At 45.8% G+C, this 24,020-nt stretch carries 19 protein-coding genes; 4 read left to right on the forward strand and 15 right to left on the reverse strand.

Features of this window, described 5'->3' with window-relative positions:
* The first annotated feature begins 46 nt into the window (after window positions 1-46).
* The 4 genes from GC093_RS05960 to GC093_RS05975 are packed head-to-tail and all read left to right on the forward strand — an operon-like array spanning window position 47 to window position 3,866.
* On the forward strand, window positions 47-733 hold the full coding sequence (locus tag GC093_RS05960; RefSeq protein ID WP_171650955.1) for a hypothetical protein: 687 nt from the start codon (window positions 47-49) through the stop codon (window positions 731-733).
* Window positions 734-746: 13 nt separating this feature from the next.
* The gene (locus GC093_RS05965) at window positions 747-1,664 is read left to right on the forward strand and encodes a carbohydrate ABC transporter permease (protein WP_171650956.1); all 918 of its coding nucleotides are present in this window, start codon (window positions 747-749) and stop codon (window positions 1,662-1,664) included.
* Complete coding sequence (locus GC093_RS05970) at window positions 1,654-2,511, forward strand: carbohydrate ABC transporter permease (protein WP_171650957.1); 858 nt, start codon at window positions 1,654-1,656, stop codon at window positions 2,509-2,511. The genes GC093_RS05965 and GC093_RS05970 overlap by 11 nt, the downstream gene beginning before the upstream one ends.
* Window positions 2,512-2,522: 11 nt before the next feature.
* The gene (locus GC093_RS05975; RefSeq protein WP_171650958.1) at window positions 2,523-3,866 is read left to right on the forward strand and encodes an FAD-dependent oxidoreductase; all 1,344 of its coding nucleotides are present in this window, start codon (window positions 2,523-2,525) and stop codon (window positions 3,864-3,866) included.
* 72 nt (window positions 3,867-3,938) lie between these two features.
* Here GC093_RS05975 and GC093_RS05980 read toward each other — a convergent pair whose 3' ends face one another.
* The 15 genes from GC093_RS05980 to GC093_RS06050 all read right to left on the reverse strand — a co-directional run bounded on the left by GC093_RS05980 (window position 3,939) and on the right by GC093_RS06050 (window position 24,018).
* Window positions 3,939-6,236 (reverse strand): helix-turn-helix domain-containing protein, encoded by a 2,298-nt coding sequence (locus GC093_RS05980; protein ID WP_246313644.1) that lies wholly within the window; start codon window positions 6,234-6,236, stop codon window positions 3,939-3,941.
* A gap of 225 nt (window positions 6,237-6,461) precedes the next feature.
* Window positions 6,462-8,753, reverse strand: a complete 2,292-nt coding sequence (locus GC093_RS05985) for a helix-turn-helix domain-containing protein (protein ID WP_171650959.1) — start codon at window positions 8,751-8,753, stop codon at window positions 6,462-6,464.
* Between the two features lie 26 nt (window positions 8,754-8,779).
* The gene (locus GC093_RS05990; RefSeq protein ID WP_171650960.1) at window positions 8,780-10,678 is read right to left on the reverse strand and encodes a hypothetical protein; all 1,899 of its coding nucleotides are present in this window, start codon (window positions 10,676-10,678) and stop codon (window positions 8,780-8,782) included.
* A gap of 274 nt (window positions 10,679-10,952) precedes the next feature.
* Complete coding sequence (locus tag GC093_RS05995; protein ID WP_171650961.1) at window positions 10,953-12,491, reverse strand: extracellular solute-binding protein; 1,539 nt, start codon at window positions 12,489-12,491, stop codon at window positions 10,953-10,955.
* A gap of 74 nt (window positions 12,492-12,565) precedes the next feature.
* A complete protein-coding gene (locus GC093_RS06000) occupies window positions 12,566-13,441 on the reverse strand; it encodes a carbohydrate ABC transporter permease (RefSeq protein WP_171650962.1) in 876 nt (291 codons plus the stop codon).
* Between the two features lie 26 nt (window positions 13,442-13,467).
* Window positions 13,468-14,325, reverse strand: a complete 858-nt coding sequence (locus GC093_RS06005; RefSeq protein WP_171651043.1) for an ABC transporter permease — start codon at window positions 14,323-14,325, stop codon at window positions 13,468-13,470.
* Between the two features lie 492 nt (window positions 14,326-14,817).
* Window positions 14,818-16,011, reverse strand: coding sequence for an MFS transporter (locus GC093_RS06010; protein ID WP_171650963.1), 1,194 nt, complete (start codon window positions 16,009-16,011; stop codon window positions 14,818-14,820).
* Window positions 16,012-16,618: 607 nt separating this feature from the next.
* Window positions 16,619-17,443, reverse strand: a complete 825-nt coding sequence (locus GC093_RS06015) for a prohibitin family protein (protein WP_171650964.1) — start codon at window positions 17,441-17,443, stop codon at window positions 16,619-16,621.
* 122 nt (window positions 17,444-17,565) lie between these two features.
* The gene (locus tag GC093_RS06020) at window positions 17,566-17,856 is read right to left on the reverse strand and encodes a hypothetical protein (protein WP_171650965.1); all 291 of its coding nucleotides are present in this window, start codon (window positions 17,854-17,856) and stop codon (window positions 17,566-17,568) included.
* Window positions 17,857-18,335: 479 nt separating this feature from the next.
* Window positions 18,336-18,683 carry a 4Fe-4S dicluster domain-containing protein gene (locus GC093_RS06025; protein WP_171650966.1) on the reverse strand — a complete coding sequence of 116 codons (348 nt, stop codon included), beginning with the start codon at window positions 18,681-18,683 and terminating at the stop codon, window positions 18,336-18,338.
* Window positions 18,680-20,287: an FAD-dependent oxidoreductase gene (locus GC093_RS06030; RefSeq protein WP_171650967.1), complete on the reverse strand. Its 1,608-nt coding sequence runs from the start codon at window positions 20,285-20,287 to the stop codon at window positions 18,680-18,682. Before GC093_RS06030 ends, GC093_RS06025 begins: the two co-directional genes overlap by 4 nt.
* Window positions 20,288-20,347: 60 nt before the next feature.
* Window positions 20,348-21,382, reverse strand: coding sequence for an ABC transporter substrate-binding protein (locus tag GC093_RS06035; RefSeq protein WP_246313659.1), 1,035 nt, complete (start codon window positions 21,380-21,382; stop codon window positions 20,348-20,350).
* Window positions 21,383-21,410: 28 nt separating this feature from the next.
* On the reverse strand, window positions 21,411-22,268 hold the full coding sequence (locus GC093_RS06040; RefSeq protein WP_171650968.1) for an ABC transporter permease: 858 nt from the start codon (window positions 22,266-22,268) through the stop codon (window positions 21,411-21,413).
* Between the two features lie 98 nt (window positions 22,269-22,366).
* Window positions 22,367-23,215: an ABC transporter permease gene (locus GC093_RS06045; protein WP_171650969.1), complete on the reverse strand. Its 849-nt coding sequence runs from the start codon at window positions 23,213-23,215 to the stop codon at window positions 22,367-22,369.
* Window positions 23,216-23,241: 26 nt separating this feature from the next.
* A complete protein-coding gene (locus GC093_RS06050; protein WP_171650970.1) occupies window positions 23,242-24,018 on the reverse strand; it encodes an ABC transporter ATP-binding protein in 777 nt (258 codons plus the stop codon).
* Window positions 24,019-24,020: the final 2 nt, after the last annotated feature.

Genomic DNA, 24,020 nt, shown 5'->3' on the forward strand with positions numbered 1-24,020 from the left:
GGTTCGTTTCATAACGAGCCGTTGCTTCATAAAGAAGGGAGTTACCATGAATCGATTACGCCAAGCCTTGCATGAGCCCAAGCTTCAGCTATTCGTCAGTCTGCCTTCCAACAATCTGGAATTGGCGAAAGCGGCCCTTCAAGAAGGAGCGGATGGGCTGAAGGTACATATTAATGTAGATCATCGCGCCAGCGGAAACAGCTTTGGGCCTTTATCCGAATATGCCGAGACCTTCCGAGACATTCGTTCGCTATTCAATGGACCGTTAGGTATTGTTCCAGGAGGCTCGCTTGAGTCCATTGATCCTCAGGAAATCGAACAGCTAAGTGAATTAGACGTAGACTTCTTCTCGATTTACGCCTGGCATATGCCTACCTTTTTATTGCGTGCACCCAAACTCGCCGCTACCTTCGCTATTGACAATCAATTTGATACCCGACTGCTCGAGGCTGCTAAAGCCTTCCCTATCGAAGCATTGGAAGCTTCCGTCATTCCCTCGTCAGAGTATGGGACTCCGCTAACCTTCGCTGACCTGCTTCGCTATCGTTGGTTGGTACAATCCACACATCTGCCTGTAATCGTTCCGTCTCAGCGTAAGCTTGTAGCGGGAGATGTTCCAGCGTTTAAAGATAGCGGTGTTCAAGCCTTGTTGCTGGGAGCTGTCGTTGTTGGAAAAAGCGCAGATGAAATAAAACGAGCCGTACATGACTTTCGCAATGCGATTGACAGTTAGGGGTGTAAAGAATATGGGAAGCCTACCTTCTGCAAAAAGAAAAAAAACAATAAATCCGTTAACTCGTGAAGCAAATATTACAGGATGGATTTTTGTCTCACCTATGGTTATAGGGTTTGCTGCCGTATTAATGATCCCTCTGCTCAGAGCATTCTATATGAGCTTAACGGATTGGCCCTTGCTTGGAGAAGCCAAATTCATTGGCTTTGAAAATTATGTAAACATTGTATCCGATCGCGACTTTTGGCGCGTGCTCGGCAATACCTTTTATTTTGCAGCTGGACTGGTGCCGTTAAATATTGGGATAGCTCTCCTGTTAGCTGTGCTGCTAGCCAAAAGCATGCCGGGCATCAGCTTGTTCCGCACAGCGCTATTCGTTCCCGTAATGACATCGCTAATCGTCTGGTCTATCGTCTGGAAATACATGTTCGCCACAGACTCCGGCTTCATTAACCAGATACTGCAGCTAATCGGCATCCAGGGACCTGCATGGCTGTATAATCCTAAATTGGCTATGCCTGCGGTCATCCTTACCAGCGTGCTGAAGAACGTCGGCTTAAACATGGTGCTGTTCATTGCGGCCTTGCAGCAGGTACCTGCTCATTTATATGAAGCAGCCAAAATCGACGGCGCAGGGCGATTCACACAATTTATCCGCGTTACGATTCCATTAATTACACCGACCCTATTTCTCACGATAATAATGACGGTCATAGGCTCTATGAAGGTGTTCGGACAAATTTACGTCATGACCCAAGGCGGTCCGGGAAGCAGCACCAAGGTAATGGTGTTCTATATTTGGGAGAAAGCATTCAAGCTATTTGAATTCGGTTATGCTTCAGCTTTAGCTTATATTCTTTTCTTTCTGATCATGGCATTCACATTGATTCAGTGGACGCTTAGGAAAAGGTGGATTTTTCATGAAAACTAGAACCTTAGCAGCAACAGCCTTTAACCGGGTAGGCGTTACTCTGCATTATGCTGTTTTGACCCTGTTCTCCGTCCTGCTGCTGGTCCCTTTTATTTGGATGATCTCAACCTCCTTAAAGGAACCGGCCAAAATTTTCGTCTTCCCGCCGGAGTTCATCCCATCGCCCATCCGTTGGGAAAATTACTTGGAAGTACTGCGTATCATTCCGTTTCATTTGTTTTATTTTAACAGCTTATATATAGCCATTGTCGTTGTAATTGGAACAGTTTTCTTTGCTTCTCTTGCCGGTTATGCGATCGGTCGAATCCCCTTCATAGGGAGAAACATTGTGTTCTTGGCTCTCTTAAGCACCATGATGGTTCCTACTGAAGTGACAGCAATCCCAATGTTCCTGTTCATGCGCGATATCGGTTTCCTTAATACGCACGTCCCCCTTATTATACTGCCGATATTCGGGGCCGGCGGCGTCTTTGGCGTCTTCGTCATGCGGCAATTTTTTCTCGGAATACCTAAGGACTTGGAAGAAGCGGCTATGATCGATGGCTGTTCAAGATTTCGCATTTACTGGAATATTATGCTGCCTTTGGCCAAGCCTGCGATAGCCACTTTAACCATATTCACATTTTTAACAAGCTGGAATGATTTTTTTGAGCCGCTTATTTTTATCAATGACCGTAAACTAATGACGTTACCGCTCGCGCTATCGCTTTTCACCGATGAAGCAGGTACCTCCTGGCATCATTTAATGAGCGCATCAGCCATGGCGACACTGCCACTGCTTATTGTCTTTTTCTTCGCACAAAAGCAATTTATTGAAGGCGCAGCTATGACGGGATTAAAGGAATAGGAGAGATGATAATGACTCGCAAGCTACAGGCGGATGTTGTGGTTGTCGGAGGAGGCCCGGCCGGGATCAATGCAGCTATCGCCGCTGGAAGACAAGGAGCAAGCACAATCCTGGTCGAACGGTACGGTTTTCTGGGTGGAATGTCTACCGCAGCCTCCGTCTACCCATGGATGACCTTTCATACGGAACAAGGACAACAAGTAATTAAAGGGATTGCTCAGGAAATTGTCGAGCAGTTAATGCAGCGCGGAGGGTCGCCTGGGCATTTGCGTGATACCATTGGCTTTGTCCATACCGTTACGCCCTATCATCCGGAAATTTATAAGCTGCTCGCCATCGATATGCTGAAGGAAGCTGGCGTCAAGCTGCTTATGCACAGCTTTGTGGATGGCGTTGAAATGGAGAATCAAACTATCCGTTCTGTTCAACTCACAGGGAAATCAGGACATATCCAAGTTTCCGGCAACATGTTTGTCGATACTTCAGGTGATGCAGACGTCGCCTATTTGTCTGGAGTCCCTACTCTGATGGGGCGCGAGGGCGATAAGCTAACCCAGCCGATGACCATGAAGTTTCGTATGCGCGGGGTCGATATCGAAGCCATTCGTCAGAATATGATAGATAATCCAACCAATTTTTATCACAAGACACCATTTGACCAGCTTCATGAATTGCCGCTTACCGGCATTCAGGGCTTTTATTCCCAATGGAATGCGGGTCAAGTGCCGATAAACCGGGATCAGGTTTTGCTGTTCACCGGACCGGCTCATGACGAGGTTCTGGTCAACTGTACCCGGGTCCAAGGATTAGACGGTACAAATGTCGAGGACTTGACTCAGGCCGAAGAGGAAGGGCTTCGCCAGGTTCTGCTTATGGCCGAGTTTCTGAAATCCTCCATTCCCGGATTTGCTCAAGCCTCCATCTCATCCGTTGGCACACAAATCGGTGTTCGTGAAACTCGACGGATTGACGGGCTATACCGCCTTAGCATCGACGACGTGGTCACAGGAAGACGCTTCGATGATGTCATTGCGCGAAGCGGATATCCCATCGATCTCCACGATCCATCCGGCAAGGGCGTGACCGCAGCAGAAGTCCGTGGGGATGGAGCCTACGACATCCCATATCGCTGCCTTGTTCCTCAGCAGGTGCACAATCTGCTGGCAGCCGGCCGCTGCGTATCCACTACACACGAAGCATTGGCAACAACAAGATTGACGCCAAGCTGCATGGCTACAGGACAAGCGGCTGGCACAGCCGCAGCTATAGCCAGCGCGTCCGGCACGACAGCTGCAAATGTCGATGTGAAACAGCTGCAGAAGCTGCTGCTCCAAGGCAACGTTGTATTAAATTAAATAGACTCATTCATTCATGAAGGCATAACACTAGACACAATTGGAGAGATAGCCTCAAGCACGGTGTAAGCTTTACATCGTGCGGCTCATTTCACGATATTGGCTCGGTGTAATGCCTTCCTGCTTTTTGAAAATACGGTTAAAATAGCTGTGCTGATAGCCTACCTGGACTGCAACATCATTAATTTTCAGCTCCGTATCTATCAGCAGCTCTTTAGCCTTACCCATCCTCAGCTCCGTCAAATAATCGATAAAATTTTTACCGGTTACCTGTTTAAAGGTTTTACTTAACGTTACAGCATTCATGCCCGTATGGTCAGCGCAGCTATCCAGCGAAATGTCGTTCATGTACTGATTCTGCAAGTAAATCATAGCTGACTCTATGACCTTCTTAATCTGTACATCGGATCTCGCCTCCAGTTCCATCACGAAAGGTTGAATCACTTTGCCGTTGAACCATTTAATCATCTTCTGCGGTTCCCGGATTTGAGTTAGCTGCTCATACAAATTTACGGATTTATACACCCGATTAGGATCCAGGCCTGAATGACGTATAGCGTGCAGGATACTCCCCAGCAGCTGCAGCATACTTTGCTGAATATCCATTTCTTTGGCGCCTCTTTCCAGCAATGCTTCGAGAAAATCAACAATCCTATGTCCCGCTTCCTGCTGCTGGCCTGTACGGATCAATTGAATGATTTCCCTCTCAAGTACAAATGGATACTTCAGCTCATCGATTACCTCGACAACCTCCAGCATTTCTAAATCTATGATTTGGTTCTCATTTTCAAAATTACGGTAGCTTAATGCCTGCTTAGCCTCCTCATAGCAAAGAGGAATTTGAATGACCGAGGAAGCTGCCTTACCTATGGTAATGGAAACCTGCAGCTTTAATATGTGGTTGATCGCCTGCATCAATTCATCGCTTAGAGCATGGAGCTCCGTTGTATAGGACCGATCTGCAGGTACAATAATGAGCAAGCCGACTGACAAATCATGAAAATTAATGACATTCGCCTGCTCTAATCGATTGGCAGCCAGCTCCTCGATCATATTTGCAGCCGCGAAGGTAATTAAGCCCTCGTCCCCGTTCGAGAAACGGCCCGCCAAATTTTCGAATCCGGTAAGCTGTATATGCATGACCAGAAACAGCCGATCATCGACTGCCCAGCCCAAATTTCTCATGCGCTCCTTTAAGTCCTCCTCCGAGTAGGAGTAAAGGAAGCCTTGCACAAGCTGCAGCAGGAAGCCTTCTTTAACATGCGGGAGCTGCTGTTCAAGCTTGTTTTGCAGCGATATGCTTTCCCGGCTTAAGTGAAGCCACTCTTTCTCGATCATTTTGAACTCATCGTTATGCTCAGCCATGTTTCCTGCAAACAGTTTGTTTGCCGCTAGCAATCTGACAAGTCGATCAATCGGTGAATAAATGCGGCGGGATGCCAGCCACGATAAGAAAAACGCCAATAGCAGAGCCGAACAGCTGACGAGTAAAATAAGCTTGGAAATCATGACAACCGGTTTCGTAATAGCACTGATCGGTGAAGCCGATACGTAAATCCAATCCGTACCAATTCGGGAAAAGGCTCCATAAGATACGGTATAAGTCGTCTTCTTCCAATCATACAAGAAGGAGCCTGACCTTGAATCTCTAAGAAGCACCTCACTTCTTAAAGCCTCGTCGAATAAAGCCTCTCTGGACACACCTGCACTCGTCACAAGAACATTCCCACTCGTTTCCATAATGAACGTTTCACCCACATTATAGGGTGTTAGCGTTTTCAACAAGCCTGATACTTTATCAGCGTTAATACGGACGAGCAGAGCCCCGAATGGTTCAAAGTCGACTCCCGGTAATTTATGCACCAGGGTTAAGTCCTTTACCCCCACTTTATCCGGATCCGCGTCTAGGCTTAACCAAAAAGCGAGCTGCCCCCGCGATAGCATTTGACTATAGCTGCTCAAGAGCGCAGAGCTTTGAATAACATCATATTCGGGATAAAACCGGATCGGCCTCGGGCCATTAACGAATAGCTCCACCTGTCTCGCTAGAGGAGTTGATCCTTGCATAACGCCCAGCGTTTTGGTAACGTCTCGGGCCACCTCGAAATCCTTGAAAAAGTTCGTCGTAATCAAGCTGCTGTTGAACTTAGGGTCGAACGCCCAGTGGGCAAGAGACTGCTCCATATAGGAAAACTGATCGTCGATATTGGCGGCCCTTTGCAAAATTTGATTTTTATGAAGCTGCAGCATTTCATTCTCGAGCCGCTCTCCTCCCATCCAATAAACAATAGCTCCTACAATGATGCCTGGAATGCTGGAGATGATCAGGATTAAGATCAAGCTGTTGCGAAAAAATCTACCTTTTAACAAGGTTCCTCACCATCCCGTTTCGCCCTATTTGTTACTTATTATAGATTCGATGTTTTACAATTTATTTCCTTTAATCGCGCATATACCATTTCTTCCTGACTCATTACGGCGGTTAGGAGCAAAATGGACTATTTAACTACACAAAACCCCTATCAAAGTAAAAAATCTACTTTAATAGAGGCTGTTAATTAAAGCTTTCTTTTTGCATTCATTCCATTCTAAAGCTCACAACTTCGAATACAGCTCCCTGTACCTGCCTGGAGTTAATCCTTCGAGCTTCCTGAACGATCGGATAAAATTTTGCGCATTATAGAACCCTAGCTGCTTAGCAATTTCATTGATCCTCATATCCGTATCAACCAACCACTTCTTAGCCATATCCATCCGAAACTTATGTACATAATCACTGAAGGTGACTCCCGTTTGGGAACGGAATACTTTGCTTATGTAATAAGGATGGTAATTAATGGAGGCTGCACACATCTCCAAGGTGACATCCTTATTATAATTTTCCTCAATGATACGGACAACCTGCTCGATGATCTTCGTATAATGGTCTTCCTTGCTATCCGATATATGATCGATAATAGGCTCAATAATGACGTCGAAGAACCACTTCTCGATCTCATGAAGATTTTTCAGCTCCAGCAGCTGATTTAATAATGATTTTTCATCCTCAGTCCATATGACTTCACTTTGTCCCGAATCCTGCACGAACCGAACTATACTAACCAGCAGCCTGACCAATGATAATTCATACTGCTTGATGTTCATCCGTTCTGCGGTTAAAGCTTCCATAAATTGATGAAGGAGCGGTCTGATCCGTTCTTTATCCAATACTTTGACTGCATCAAGAAGCTCTTGTTCGATTTGAACCGGATACGATAATTTGTTCGATTCCACGGAATCCATCTCATCATGCGATACAATAAGCGGCTGTCCTTTTTCCACCCTGTATTTTAATGCCTCCAGAGCTTCGTGATAAGCCCTTTGGGTCGCCTTGAAATCATGGTAAGGCTTGCTGATTCCTATGCTTATTGGCAATTCCAAATAATAGCCGACCGACTTTTGGATTTTGCGGGTCAGATCATTCACTTCCGCCTTTATCAGGTCCATATCTTCCTTCAGAGTTCCATACAAAGTGACCAGCGAATCCCCTATTACGATCGGATTTAAACGATTATGTACGGGAATAAGCTCAGACACAATATTATTCACAGCATACATGAGAATGTCTTTGTCCTTCTCTTCATATCTCGTCGTTTCCAACGTATCTATCTGAACCGCAATAACCTGCAATATCTTCCAGTGACCGGCTCCGTTCAAGCTAGGTAACTTATCCTTGATTTCTCGGGCAGTCAGCTCTCCTTGGAACAGCCTGAGGACGAAAAAATAAGTCAGCTGCGGTATTTGCTCTTGGAGCTGGTTATTGATTTTCGTTTGGGTCTGCATCATATGGAGGATAGAATGACCAATCGATTCAATTTCATCAGTAGTCTCTCGATCACTGGCCCCTCCACCGTCGGCAACCATCGTATGCAGCTTACGGATCGGACTGTACATCCTTTGCGAGCCTTTATAGGAAATGATGCAGATGACAAGAATGCTGCTCAAAGTAATAATCAAGGTCAACCAGCCTATTTCCCGAGATTCCTTATTCATGGCCGTTATAGAAACCAATGAAATATACACCCAGCCGTTATAATCCGATTTGCGGAATGAGATACCCGTCTGTCTGTCCTCAAAATACCCTTCCGAGCTGTTCAAGGCGATCAGCTTCCCCATATATGGAGCATGAGATACATCCTCCCCGATCATACTCGAATCCGAATGGGCAATAATTTGATAATTCCGGTCAAGGATCAAAAACTCCCCTAGCTCCGCATTTTGAATCAAATTTTTATTGAGCTCGTAGGTCGGAATTCTGGCAATGGCCAATCCAACCGGATTGGGTGAATTAATTGGAACCTTCTTAACCAGATTGACACTGTAATACTTCTTCCCTTTCGGATCGTCAGAGGAGATATAAGAATCATAATAATTCTCTGTTTCCCAAGCTGAGAGCAGCGGGGATGACCTGTATTCCGACAGCTTAGGAGATGCTTTTCCGTTATCGAAACGAGACACCCCGCCGCTTGACAAAATCCACTCCCGGTTAAAATTAATTAAGGATACATTTTGCACCCCAAGCTCGAAGGTTTGAAAGTAATATAAGTCCGTCAAAAGCTGATCCACCGTCTGAAAGTCATCGACTGACAAAGGCTTGTTCATGGCTTGATTAACAAAGGACGAGTTAACAAATTGGGTCACCGAGTTGTCTACATTTTTTAGAACCTGCTCCACTCTGGAATGAATTTGCGTCAAGATTTGCATATTTCCTTGCAGCACTTTCTTCTCTATCGTTTGGGATGCTTTGTAATAAGAGAAGACGCCGAGAAAAATAAGCGGTAAGGTGCCTACCAGAAGGCAGAACAAGATCATTTTATATAAAAAACGACGCGGCAGCCTGATTTTCATTTCGTTCCCCCACCGTCTATACGGATTTACTCAAAAACCGACCAGTCCTCCAAATGGCGCAGCACCTCCAACCGGAAAGCAGTCGGCCATGCTACAAGCCACTCGGTTACATCAAAGGGCTGTTCATGCCGTTCCGTTAGAAATCCCCAACGTGTATGATAGTACCCCTCGTCCTGGCTTCCCACCGGTCTAAGCTTATTCATAACCTTCAAAGTACCGTCGGAAATACCTATGGAGCCATTCACCCAAGCCGCTCTAGCCCGTTGAATCCATGCAGCATTACCTGTAAGCTCCCCTAATTTCAACCATTCCGTCACGAAATCGAGCGCATAAGGATCGATATGGTGATGCTGAGTTGAAACCGAGGTACCGCCGAGCGTATCGTAACCAAGAGCATGGAGAGCGCTTCCCTCTGGATAGGCTACGGTATGATGCCACTGCCATGTCGCTAAATACCAGGAAGCTGCTTCTGCCCACTGTAAATACTGAACGTTTGTTGTCGCTTCATACAATCCTAATCCTGCCTTCAACAGAGGAATGGCGGACTCTTTATCAATACAATACGTATCCAGAGCACCTGCCGTTGTAAATCCGTTGTCGAGCAATTCTCTAATATAGTACCGATAGCCTTGCTCTGCTGCTTCCAAATACTTCGTTTCGTTGGTCATATTATAGGCTTTTATCAATGGAGGCACAAGAGAGCTTCCTATCGTTCCTTCAGGGTCGACAGGGATTCCTTCGTTATTCCACGCTTTGCCGATCTTCCCTTCCTCATTCTGATGCTCCACAGCAAAGCTGCAAATACCCAATGCTGTTTCTTTATAAGACGGTCTTGCTACTCCGCACTTATTGGCAAGCTCATAGGCTTCAAAATAGTTCATGGCTGCAGCCCCCAAATGAACCGCATCCTGGATTTCAGGAGAACTCGGCTTGTTTTCGAGCAAATGATCGAAATGACAGCGGATCAAGCCGTTGTCCAGCCTGGCATGATTTGCCCAGGTATCCAAGGCAACAATCCCCTTTTCCAGCGAGCTTAGGTCGCCGGTCTTTAAATAATCAACCAGCAGGGAGTTGGCCAACGAAATATTTTGACCGGTCCAGCCGATTTTGTATCTCCATGTTTTTCTTTGCTCCCACGCTTCGCCATTCCATTTCAACCCGATTGAAAAACCTTTGAATATCCCCTCCTCGGCCCACAAGCTTTCCTTCGCGTAGCGAATTCCCAATTGCCATAGCTGATCCGCCTGATAAGAAGGCTTTTCAGCATGGTAATTCAAGCCCCACGCAGCTTCCAGCATTTTGCTCCAGGAAGCCCCTGCTTCCGCAAGCGGGCGGATAACGAGATAGGCCGTGATCCGGTACTCCTGATCTGGTTCACATAGCCATTCCTCTCGGTAGGGGGCTCCGTCCCTGTCTCTTCCTACATACGTGACTGGCGTTTCCGCAAGCGGCCATATAAGACGGTGAACAGTATATTCATCCTGAGGCGTAAGAGAACAGGAAAAACCACAGTCCTCATACTGCCCGAAGAGCCCAACTGACCATCCAGATCCTTCGGAGTAGGTTGCACCCGCAACGGCTGCGCGGTGATAAGCAAAGGTCCAAGGCTGCCCGTCCTTCTCGAAGCCTTTCGGCTCCAAGCCCGATCCCCATGTATTTCCGTTGTAGGTTACCGCAGGAATCATGCCGTACGTGGTCGGATAAGAGGTTTGAAAGCCCATCGTAAAAGCAACCGTCTGGCGCTCCTCGACTGTAAAGCTGCGTGTCCATTGAAACACGCCCTCCTCCGTTTCTTTAATTTCATCTCGATACTTGATACCGCTGCTTGCTTCAGAAACAATATGTCCAATTCGCTCTACTCCGCTGTATAGCTGTCCGTCTTTCCATATATAATGCGAGTCTTGCCCAGTATCTATTTCGTTCATCTCTATAACCCTCCGGCATGTCATATTATAAATAGGGAGACAAGACCTTCACTGCTTCTTATAGAGGTTGTTCAAAAAGTCCCCTTTTGATCACGAAGTATCTCAGGAAGCTTATTCGGCATCGAATCTTGCATTCACCTTCGAAGTCCGGTGCTCATTTAGGTTTTGCCTAAACTCCGCTCCTCCTTCTTCAGGTTCTTGCAACCTTTTCGGTGCTGAAATGTTGACTTTTTTAACTCTCACTTTGAAGCCTTCAGTCTTGTCTATGATTTCATTATTTTTTTAGCTTTGCATATTCGGCTGACGTTTCCTCTATAACCTTGTCTCCGCCGTTCTTTTTCCACTGCTCGATAGCCTGCTTCCAACCGTTCTCATCGATATTGCCCAGAATGAATTTTACCTGAGCATCGGAGATTACCTTATCCAGCTCTTTACCTTTCTCAACCTGTGTCTTCGAAATGACAGGAATCGCCGGATTCATCACCGCTATAGATTCGTTTTCTTTCCACATCTGTTCGATTGTTTTGCCTAATTCCGATTGACTCTGTTCCGTGTAAAGCAAGTTATACCCAATAAATACGAGCTGCGTCAGCGGATCTACCTCTTCCACATAAGCGTTTTTATCCGTGAACACAAAGGCGCCGTTCTCTTTCTTGAAATGCTTGCCCTCGATTCCCCATGTGAACAATTCGCGCATTTTCGGGTCCATGATTTTATCCATGAAGGTCAGCACATCTTTCAGTTCGGCCTCTGTCTTCACCGATGTTTTTGGAATCATGAAGCCGCCGTTAAATCCAGAGCCCCCCATCACCTTGGGCCCTTTCGGTCCGTCAATACGGCTGATAACAGTCAGCTTAGCCTGCGGGTTCAGCTTCCTTAGCTCGGCATATGAACCGCTTAGAGAAGAATCCAACGGGTTGAAGGCGATACCTATTTTACCTTTGTTAAAGTCGTCATCCCGGTTTGGATTGATAGCAAAGTCCTGATTCATAAGCTTCTCATCGACCAACCGTTTCATAAACTTCATCGTTTCCAAATATTCCGTTGATGCAAAAACTGGGCTTAGTGACCCGCTTTTATCGTCCCATGTATTTCCTCCACCCATAACGGCCAGCATATGGCTGAAAATATTCAGGCTCTTATCTTCCGTGATGCCTGCTGTATCATTTTTTCCATTCTTATCCGGATCATTTTGTGCGAACGCTTTAATTACATTATATAGTTCATCAACGGTTTTCGGCTCCTTCAAGCCCAGATTATCCAGCCAGTCTTTACGGATGATAATTCCGTTGCGCGCCAAGACCCTCTCCCTCGGCAGCGAATACATTTTCCCGTCGATTGCGGTATTCTTCAATGCAGTTGCGTTTAACTTAGATAAGTTCGGATAATCCTTCAGAAGAGGCCCTAACTCCCAGAACATCCCGGATTTCACCGAATTCACGACGACCGAAGCTTTCATATCGGGGATAACCATCACCTTCGGAAGTGACCCGGATGCAATGGTTGCATTCAGCTTTTCAGGATAACCATTGTTTGGAACCCAAGTAATATTTAATTTGGAATTTGTATATTCCTCAATTTTCTTAATAGCGGCGTCACTGCGCGGCGGTTCCTTAGAGAAAAAGGCCATCATTAACGAAATATCTACCGGCGCCTTGGCTTTTGCAGCTTCACCTGCTCCAGTCCCTGCCGTTCCCGCCGGTTGCGTGCTTGCGCCTGTACCTTGGCTGCTGCAAGCGGACGCGACAGCAGCTACCATTACACAGGACATGATCGTAGCCATCATTTTTCTAGCAACTAATTTTCGTTTCATTGTAAACCCTCCCCTTAGTATGTTTCCTTCATCTATAACCATCACCAGCAAGCTTAAAGCCCGCGGATTAATGTCTATCCTTTCACAGAGCCCATTAAGGCCCCTTGAGCAAAATGCTTTTGCAGAAACGGATACACCAGCACAATCGGCAGCGTCGAGACCACGATAATTGCCATCTTAATGGTCTGGGACTGCGGCACTGCTTCACCCGCCATTGCAGAGGAATCGCCCACACCCGCTTGAGCCAGAATAACGATTTGTCTCATCCATACCTGAATCGGCCATTTCGTATGATCATTAATATACAGAACTGCGTTAAAAAAGGCATTCCAGTGCCCAACTGCATAAAACAATGAAAATGTCGCAATAGCAGGCAGAGACAGGGGAAGCACAATATTGAATAAGATTCGAATATCGGAGCATCCGTCAATTTTGGCCGCTTCTTCCAGACCGTCCGGCAGCTGCTGAAAGAAATTTTTAATGATAATCAATATAAAAGCGCTTATAGCCGTAGGGAGTATTAACGACCATACCGAGTCAAGCAGCCCCATCGATTTGACTACCAGGAAGGTAGGAATCATGCCTCCACTGAAAAGCAGGGTAAACGTGACCATCAGCAGCATCGTTCTTCTGCCCATCAGCTCCTTCCTCGCCAAAGGATAGGCCGTTAAGCAAGTCAACAGCAGATTAATCAAGGTTCCAACAACCGTTATGAAAATGGTTACTAGCATACTGCGCGCTACCGTACCTGTCGAGAAGATGTAGAGGTATGCGTCCAAAGTGAAAGTCTCCGGGAACAAAATGAACTTCTTCGTCAACACCTCCTGGGAGGTGGCAAAGGAAACCGAAAGAATGTAGAGAAACGGAACAATCGTGCATAAAGCAACCAGAAGTAGTGCTGCATAATTAACATAATCGAATACTTTCGAACCAAAAGATTTATAAAGCATTGCTAAACTCCTCCTCCCTTCCTGAATTAATAGACCCCTTCTTCTCCCAGCTTCTTGGCGAGGAAATTAGCTCCAACTACCAGGATAAGCCCAACGATCGATTTAAATAGACCCACCGCCGTGCTGTAGCTGAATTGGCCGTCCTGTATGCCTACCGAATATACATACGTATCAAACACTTCCCCGACCTCGCGGTTCATCGCGTTTAACATCAAAAATATTTGTTCAAATCCGGTATCCAAAAAATTGCCAAGTCTCAAAATCAATAATATGACTATCGTGCTGCGGATGGAAGGCAGTGTAATGTTCCATATCAACCGCCATCGATTGGCTCCGTCAATCCGAGCCGCCTCGTACAGCTGCTGATCAACTCCAGCCAAAGCAGCAAGAAAAATAATCGTTCCCCAACCACTTTCCTTCCATATTACCTCAGCCGTGATCATCGTTCGGAACCATTGCTCGCTCAGAAGGAAATTAACCTCTTGCCCGCCCAGTTTTCTGATTAGCTCGTTAACGATCCCTTCGTCCGTAGCGAAAAATATATATACAATCCCGACCACAACGACCCAGGAAACAAAATGCGGAATATAAATGAGCGTTTGAACAAAGCTTTTATAAATCATCAACCTCACTTCATGCAGCATTAAAGCTAAAATAATCGGCAATGGAAAAAAGAACAAAATGTTGTACGCTGCCAGCACGATGGTGTTCACGAATAGTTTGGTGAATACGGGGTCCGTGAAAAACCTTTCAAAATGATGAAGTCCAACCCACTTGCTTTCTACAAATCCGAGAAACGGCTGATAATCCTTAAATGCGATCAATAAACCATACATAGGAATATACCGGAAAATGATAAAGTACAATGCTCCGGGAAGCAGCATGATGTACAGCCAATGATCGCGTATAAACCGCTTCCATATCTTGTTGCTGCCCGTTCTTGTCCGTGGCCGGGTCCGCAGCTCCGGAGTTATTGATGCAGATTTCACTCGTATTCCTCCTGTTCAATTTGCATGTCGTGTTGCATTAAGCATAGCAAGCGGATAAAAGTTCAGTCTACGATCATTGCTGAACTAAATCTTGGATTGGGCGAAAGCCCTTGATTCACAAGGGTTTGTGCAAGGGAATAATCATGAGCTAACAGGATGATCATTGCCTATTCGGTTCGGGATACCCTATAAATTCCGAGTCAAGCAGCCCATGAGTTGTGCTAAATCAACAAAACAGACTTTCCCTTAAGCAGAATCTCTGCTTGAGAAAGCCTGTTTTTGATAACAAATTCTACTGTATTACAAAGCATTCCGACCGGCGAATGAAAGCTAGAATCTGCGTTCCAATATGCGATGCGGTCTGCTGCTAATTTCGCCTTTGAATGATCAGCTGCTTATCGACCTATCTCCCTCAACAAGCTGCTCCTTATTCCCTCTATTTATGTGGAAGAACCGTCCCGCCAAATAATAGCCTAGCGTTGAAATGGCTCCCATCACTGCCAGTACTATAAAGGAATTTTGAAAACCGTATTGTGCAGCAAACACACCTCCCAGCATCCCCCCGATAATTTTACCAACGCTTAACTGGATGACTGAATTCAGCATTTGTCCGGTTGCCTTTAATTCCTTGACTACATGGGTGTTTACATACTCAGCCAGACACATATAGAACAAGATAAAGGTTCCCCCATGCAGAACCCAGCTAAATAAATAAGTAAACGGTGTCAAAGCAAATGCATATAAGCACCATCTTAATGTATGAATAACGCCCGAGAAAATTAGAATATTACGTATTCCAAAACGGTTATAGAACCTTTGAAAGAACAGCATAAATGGAAATTGGCTTACCGACCCGACAGCGAGTCCAATGCCTATAATCTCCATGCTGATTCCTTGCTCCTTGCTGTAAATCGCTTGAAACGACCACAGAAACCCCATAGCCACAGATAAAGAAAGCGTATAGATATATATAACCGTCAATTGCTTATTTCGAAAAATTTCTACCAGCTTCACCTTATTTTTTCCGCTTTGATGACCAGCCACTTGAGGTATCGCTAGTGATAAAAGAAAGCAGCCCAGCATAATAAGAGATGTGACCAAAAATATCGAATTGATGTGAGTGGCGAACAGCCAGCCCGCTAGAATAGAGATGAACGCATAGCCTACAGAACCAAAGGTTCTTATCGTAGGGAAACGAACAATTCCTTTAGATGACAGCTCCAGCGTTATTGCATCACTCATTGGGTTAATCGCTACTTGGAACAGACTGAACAGCGCCATCGCAAGCAACAGCGGTACAAACATATCGCCTGCAGCGGGCACCAGCCATACCGTTATACAGGAAAACAGTGTGCAAATGATCAATATCCGGTTTTTCGACTTAGAACGGTCAGCCGCCATCCCCCATAAAGGTTGTGAGAATATCCCAACGACTGCACCGATTGAGGTAAGTATTCCGATCTGCGTATGGCTCACTCCCGCTTCAGCGAAGTAAACTCCGATATACGAGGAGAATGAACCTGTACTCATATAAATAAATGCATAAAAAATCGCAAGGACCACAACGTTCTTATTGTTCATACCAAATTCATCCTCCCTTTTGTTCTAAAATTTATGTATATTCGGCATAGACAAGCACTTTCCTATTATTTCATTGGATGCCATACATGACAAACAAAATTTGCAGTTAATCCCTAATTAGCAATAGAAACCCACACTCTTCTCATTTCCAAATCATATACTAGCTTGTAACACTTACTAGAATGGGGGGGATACTTATGCAAGCTCTATCAAACTATAAGAAATGCAAAATGCACCTAAATAAATATGTATCAATAAAAACGAAACGTGGTACTTACAGGGGACAAATTGTCAAAGTTGATAAGAAAAAAGTGTATCTGAAAGTTTCATCCTTCAGAGACGGCAAGCAAGCGCACACTTCCTTCTTCCCTTTCATCCTTCCTCTTGTTCTCTTCGATTTACTCGTGATTGTTCTGCTGGAAGGAAGACGTAGAAGATGGTAAAATTTACTCGTGATTGTTCTGCTGGAAGGAAGACGTAGAAGATGGTAATAAGTGCTGCATTGTGAAGCTGAAAACTTATTAATTCTGATATTATAACAAAAAACCGAGCGACTGCTTTCAGTCACACGGTTTTTTTATTAATAGTCCTTATTTTGTTATATAGATTATTTCACATTGATAAACGGAGTGGCTCCGCCTGTTACATTAGGCAAAGCGCCATTCCACTTCTCAATGGCTTTTAATTGAGCCTCAATTTCCCTTAGCTTGATAAGCTCCGCGGTAACCTCTTGCTTTTGAAGTCTTAAAGCTTCTGCTTGCGCTTGTGCTCGAGTAATCTCCTGCTCCTTCTCGATCTTAATTCGTTCTAGATCAAGCTTGGACTTAAGCGCTTGTTGTTCAGCGATTTGCTTCTGCTCAATAGCGCGGTCGAATTCCTCCGAGAACTTAAACTCTGTAATATTGATTTCATCCAGCACCATATTATACAAACCTAGCTTACTGGCCAACGCATCTTTTACCTTCGCACTGACTTCTGAACGTTTGGCAATGAGATCCTCTGCCGTGTATTGGGCTGTAATTCCTTTCAACGCCTCACTGATTGCGGGGTCAACGACACGTGCTTTATATTCCATACCTACCGTCCGGTAAAGATTATTAACAGCAACTCCATCCAAGTGGTAGTTCACTGCCAATGTTGTAGTGACGGTTTGCAAGTCTCGGCTTGCGGACACCTGGCTCGATTCAGCCTTTTGCACTCGAATTTCTACCGGAATTACTTTTTGAATAAAGGGTATTCTAAAATGCAGCCCTTCTTCTAATACCTGCGGCTGTACCGCCCCCAATTGCAATACAATACCGCGATGACCCGCTTCTACAATAGTATAGGATTGAAACCCGAGCAGAACTATAGCAACTACTACAATAAGACCTATAATGGATCTAGAAATGTTCTTTGGATTCGGATTCTGGACAACCGTTTCACTACTCATACTAAACACCCTCCCCCAACGCTATAATCACGCTTTGTTCTTGTATACGTGAGAATAACGATTGCGTTTCGCAATCTGGACTTGTGTCGGTAAATTATAACAATGTGTCGGCCCTAGCCACTCTATTTCCATCCGTATAGCTTGAATGTTTGCACAGATAAATAGACAAACATAAGTGCTAAAATCAGAAAAAGATAGCCGTATCCACGTTTTCTTTTCCATTCCTTAAAACTATACGCCCCTAAAAAGATAGCCATAACAAGCTGAGATAGAAACAGAGGGTTTATACCTTTTACATCGCCTGTTTGATAATAATACTCCTTATACAAAATGATACTCGTTATTTGAACAAGCACCACTATGAGAGCAAGTATATTAAACCATAATGGATTTTTATTTTTGAGCTTTATCATAAAAACTCCCCTATCTACGTCAAATCTAAAGCTATTCTGAACTTTACATGAAGCATTTCCCCGTATAACTTATAATTAATATTGCGCCCAATGCTAACATTTTTTACGAGCCCTAATTTAAAAATTTAATACCTTTAGACCCTTTCCTCAAGTACACCATTTACTACTGTTATTCTTTAACTTTAACATACTTCCGTATCTTGCCAAAGAAACCAATGAGCTTCAAGTACATAAATAGCAAAAAAAACGAATTCGACGAACACGTCAATTTCGGCTTATTCCATAATTTTAAGATTAAATGATTGACGGGAGAAACTCCAGTTAAAGATTGGCAAAGTGGGTTCATAGCCACCAATAGCGGGAAATCAAGCTAAATTCACCCCTCGCAGTATTTTCGCCAATGAGTGCTGCATTAGATGGAGCTTTTCCAGTTAAGCCATTTTATACAAATCCATCTTGGATAAATACAAAAAAACTCATCAACCCGTGCGCTTAGGAGGTAAAATGCGATCAATGAACGGAGTCGTATCGATCTCGGCAAGCTTAGTTCGTCCTTTACCCCAGCCGATGGTCTCCCTCCAGCTGCCCAATACGTTGTTCGCAACTAATTGTGCCTCAATAGGAGCCGCTTCCAGAGGATCTGCATACGGAGCAACGTAGAGCGCATCCACAGGGCAATAGGCTTCGCATATAAAGCAGGTCTGGCAATCTTCTTGACGAGCAATGACCGGAATCCCATCCTCACCTTTATCGAACACATTCGTTGGGCATACTTTCACGCACAGCGTGCACTGGACGCATCGATCTGAGCTTACAAATTCTATCATCCGGGCACTACCTCCTGTCCAAGCTGCTGTTCTCTCAATTGCTCCGCATGAACCCGAATATGATCAATGCCTGACACGATAAGGCGATGCTGTAGGGCAGGTTCAGTTGCCGGATACTCTTGGAGCATGTGCAATCCGCGCGTTTCTCTTCTTTCCAGCGCGGCCGTGTACATCCATCTGGCCGTCGCGATCATCGCTGCGACTTCTCGTGTCCGCAAGCGGTCCTGGATCGTAGGCCGCACCGCTCCCCGCACGCCTGCCCACAGGCTATGCAGGCGCTCCAACGACTGACGCAGCACAGGCTCGCTGCGGAAATAATTAATGTCCAGCGGAAACACCTCCTGCTGGACAGCCTTCACCATCGCCGCCGAGTCAATCTCCTCCGGCGACTGGTTGCGGCCTGCCAAGCCGTAGCGTCCGGCAGGTTGCAACTTCCGCGCGGTCGCGCTGCGCCCCTGGGCCAGCGCGAACCGCGCCGCACCGGCACCGGACCATGTGCCGGAGGAGATCGCCCAGGAGGCGTTGAACGCGCCGCCACCGGATTTCGCTCCCGTGACACGTTCACGGGTAGCCGCATCTCCCGCTGCGTACAGTCCAGGGACGGTGGAGGCGCATTCCTCGTTCGTCAAGCGTATGCCGCCCGTGCCGCGAACCGTCCCTTCATAGCGCAGCGTCAGAGGAAAACGCTGGGTGAATGGATCGATACCCGCACGATCCAAGGGCAAGAAGAAAATCGCATGCGATTTTCGCAAAATTTGCCGCTTCTCTTCCGTATCCGCATGATTAAGCACTGCGTAAACGGGTCCTTTACTCAGCATAGTCGGTAGAAAATCGCCAGCCCTCGGTCCCCCTCCTTGCAGAACCGTACCATCCTCCGACGTATACGTCGCCCAGTTCAGAAGTCTTCCGCGTGTGACCGTACCGTAGGCAACACTCGGTGCATATTGACGGGTGAATTCCATTCCCGACAGCTCGGCTCCAAGCTCCGTCGCCATCAGCAGACCATCTCCTGTGAGCACATTACATCCGAGTCCTTTACTTAAGAAGGCGCAGCCCCCGGTCGCAATAACGACCGCATTAGCACGTACCTCCCATTCTCCTCCATCCAGACGAGAAATACCGCGAGCTCCTCCTACGCCATGCTCATCCACCAACAGCTCCAACGCAGGCGACTGGTCAAGGATGCGCACGCCTGCTCTGCTCACCTGCCGGCGCATCAGCTTCATATATTCAGGTCCTTGCAGATGATCCCTCAATGGTACACCATCCTCGTCACGTCTGAATGGATACCCCCAACCATCGACCAACACGAGGCTCTCATACACTTGATCCAACACTCGATGAATCCACTCCGGCTCCGCCAAATAGCCGCTTTCCCGATACCTCTGCTGCACGGCCTTCTCCCGCAGCTCACGATCAGGTGGAAGGTATAGTAAGTTGGTTCCTCCCGGTGCTGTAGCTCCGCTCGAGCCCAGATAGCCTTTGTCAGCCAGTATGACTCTGGCACCCTGCTTGGCTGCGCTCCAGGCTGCCCATGCGCCTGCCGGCCCCCCGCCAAGTACCAACACATCAGCTTCCATTTGATTGATTTGGGATGAACTCATATGCCACCTACCCCCTTGAAGTTCTTACAGCCAGCGACCTGCTCAGCGACAGCTATAAAGTTATTTCAAAATCCATTGATTCAGATCAAAATCTTTCTCCGCTAACTTCTCGTCTACTAGAAACTTTTTGGTGCCTTCCAGCAGCTTAATGCCTTCATCCGTAAAGGGAACATCCTTAATATTACTGATTGGGCTTACCTTCTGCATAAGCTCCGGCGTTGAATTGTTCAACTCCGCCAAAAATTTGTAATACTCATCCGGCTTCGTCTTCAGGTCATTCAAAACTTTCAATCGAATTTCATTCCAAATCTTAGGGAAATCCGCTTTTTTACTTAAATAGTCTTCAGTCGTGACCGTTGCGCTTGTTCCGAGCAAGTTCGTATGCTTCGTTGCATCGTCGATTAAGGGATAACCCTGATCGATCTGTTTGAGTGCAAATACATCCGTATTGGTCATCGCATCGATCTCACCTCGAGCGAGCGCAGCTTCTGCATCAACGCGAAGCAAATGTACAATTTTTACATCTGTCATATTATTCTCTTTCAACAATCCTGCCAGGTAACGATGGTGGAATGAACCTTTTTGTGTAGCAACCGTCTTGCCTTTTAACTCAGCTAACGTCTGGGGACCGTTCTTTTTACCAATTAAATAGCCAATACTGCTAGTCGATCCTTGCGTAATAAAACGTGTTTTGGCACCTGTCGATCTGGACAGAATAGCCGGTGTGTCCCCCAAGCTGCCAACATCCAGACGACCGCTGATTAACGATTCACTTAGATCCGGTCCGTTCGGAAATGCAGTTAATTTCACATCAGTGATACCGTGCTTTTTCAATTCCTCTTGAATGATACCTTTGTAAAACCCCCAACCTTCGGCCCCACTTGGGAAATTCAACTTACTTGTCCCGATATATCCGTAATTTAATGTTGTCGGACCCTTCCCCACCGTAGACGCAGTAGAAGCAGCTCCGGTTGAAGGCGTCTGTTGTGCCACACTACCGCAAGCTTGAGTAAACAACATAATAAAAACTAACGCCAGCAATCCCCCCACGTAACGACTCTTATGAAAACCATGCTTGTTTTGTCCCTTTTTCATTGTACTTCTCCCCTTTTAACTGATTAAATCAACCTTGAAAGCTATCTCTCCAGCTTAGCCACTTACTCTCCAACAAACGAACTCCAGAATCCACAAGCTTGCCAATAACAGCAAATATAATGACCCCTACAAAAATGAGCTCCACACTAGAGGTTTGCTTACCGTAATTAATAAGGAAACCAATGCCGGCCTGTGAGCCAATTAGCTCCGCTACGACAAGACCCAGCCAGGAAATGGATACAGATAAACGTAATCCTAACAAAATGCCCGGCAAGGAAGCCGGAAGAATCAATCGAAAAATTTGTTTCGTTTTACTGAAATTGAGAACTTGAGCCACTTCAAAAAACTTGCGATCCACATTGCGAATCCCTATAAACGTATTAATATACATGGGAAAAAAAGCGCCGTTCGCAATAATGAATATTTTGGAAACTTCTCCAAATCCAAACCACAGAATGATCAACGGAGCCAACGCCAAATGAGGTATCATCCGCAGCATCTGAAACGAAGGATCCAGCATAAATTCCAGCCGTTGCGCAAATCCAACGAAAATCCCGAACACAAGTCCTAAGACCCCTCCAATCAGGAAGCCCACAAGAGCCCGTTGCAGTGAAATCGATAAGTGCTGAACTAATTCTCCTGAAAGGATCAGCTTCTGAAATTCGGACGCAATACTGATTGGCGTTGGTAGGAACGAGGAGGAAAACACGCCTAAATCTCCAAGTACTTGCCACATCACCACAATCAATACGGGCAGTATCGACCCGATGGCAAAATCGTTTATTTTTTCCCTAAACCATTTGTTCCGAAGGAGCAGCAGTTCAGTCCGATCCGTTCTATCTCTAGACTGCGGCCGTTGTATTAGCACTTTGACTCCATTGCTCATAAATTCCTTCCTCCTCAATTGATTAGCTCAAAACAAGCTTTCTTCAAAGGCATATACATATTGGTTCTAGCCAAGAAAGCTTGCATCGTAAGATCGGCTTATCGTCCATTGTAACTTTCGCGCCAAGATAGCCACTTCCGTTCAAGCAACCGTACCAATGAATCGGAGAGAATACCGAATGCTGCAAAGATCAGAATACCAACGAACACAATCGGCGTCTTGGAGAACTGTCTGGCATCCGACATCAGATAACCGATCCCTGCCGTTGAACCCATCAACTCGGCTACAACCAGACCGAGCCAAGCTACACCCAACGATATGCGAACGCCAAGTAGAATATTGGGCAGCGCAGCCGGTAAAATCAGACGTATGATCTGCTTCCATTTGCTGAAACCAAGCACTCTCGTCACATCGAACAGCTTGTTATCAGCGCTTCGAATGCCTATAAACGTATTAATGTAGAGAGGAAAAAAGGCTCCTTTGGCGATCAGCAGAATTTTGGCCGTTTCTCCAATGCCGAACCATAATATGAACAGCGGGGCTATAGCCAAATGCGGCACCATGCGTATCATCTGTACCGTTGGGTCCAACGTTCTTTCTGAGCTACGGAACAAGCCCACTAGTACGCCAAAAGCAAGTCCTAAGGCTCCCCCCATTAGAAATCCGGATATAGCGCGTATTAGACTAATTTTCATATTGTCATACAGCTCGCCCGTCTGAATTAACCGGATACCTGCTTGAAATATCCGCAGCGGTGTCGGAAACAGCAATGATGAAATGATGCCTAGATCACCAAGAATTTGCCACGCGATCAAAAGCAGCACCGGAACCAGCGCTCCAAGTACAAAACGTGTTATCCGCTGAATAATTCTTTGCTTTTTTTCTGAAAAGACGGGCTTTTGCACATATTCCAAATCAACTGCTGCTAATTGCCTTTGCCGGCTCATCTTGATCCCCCCGCTCCGCTTCAGTTCTAAATACCTGAGCTATCTATTAACTCCAGTTCTTCTATCCTCTCGAATTCGTTAAGCACCTTCAAACGCAGCTGTTGAAAAGAGGTCGTTGTTTTTTTCCTAGGTAATGGCAAATCAATGGAAACAATATTACGAATAGCTCCTGGACGCGGTTTAAGGATCACAACACGGTTCCCAAGATAAATCGCTTCATCGATGTCGTGGGTAACGAAGATCATTGTCGTTTTATTTTTTTGCCAAATATCGATAAGCACTTCCTGCATATGTGTTCTTGTGAATGCATCCAACGCCCCGAAGGGCTCGTCGAGCAGCAGCACTTTAGGATTTCTCAGCAATGCTCTTGCAATAGCTACCCGCTGCGCCATCCCCCCAGAAAGCTCTCTTGGGTACGACTTTTGGAAGCCTTCCAACCGAACAAGCTCGATGAGTTCATCCACCTTCTTACGCACTTCAGAGTCTCGCAGCGAGAGATCGGCAGCAATATTTTTCTCAACTGTAAGCCATGGAAACAATCGCGGTTCTTGAAAAATAAAACCTTTATCGATGCCGGGACCTTTGATCGACTGCCCGCCGAGTCTTACATCTCCGTTGTACTGGACATCCAATCCTGCGATGATCTTAAGCAATGTGCTCTTTCCGCAGCCGCTTGGGCCAATGACGGTTATGAACTCGCCTTCCTTGACCTGAAGCTGAATGTTGTTAAGTGCTTGAACGAAGCCTTTGTTAGATTGAAATGTTTTGTTTAAGTTTTCGATTTTCAATAATGGTTCAGTCATAA

The sequence above is a fragment of the Paenibacillus foliorum genome, from assembly GCF_013141765.1.
Taxonomy (GTDB): Bacteria; Bacillota; Bacilli; order Paenibacillales; family NBRC-103111; genus Paenibacillus_S; species Paenibacillus_S foliorum.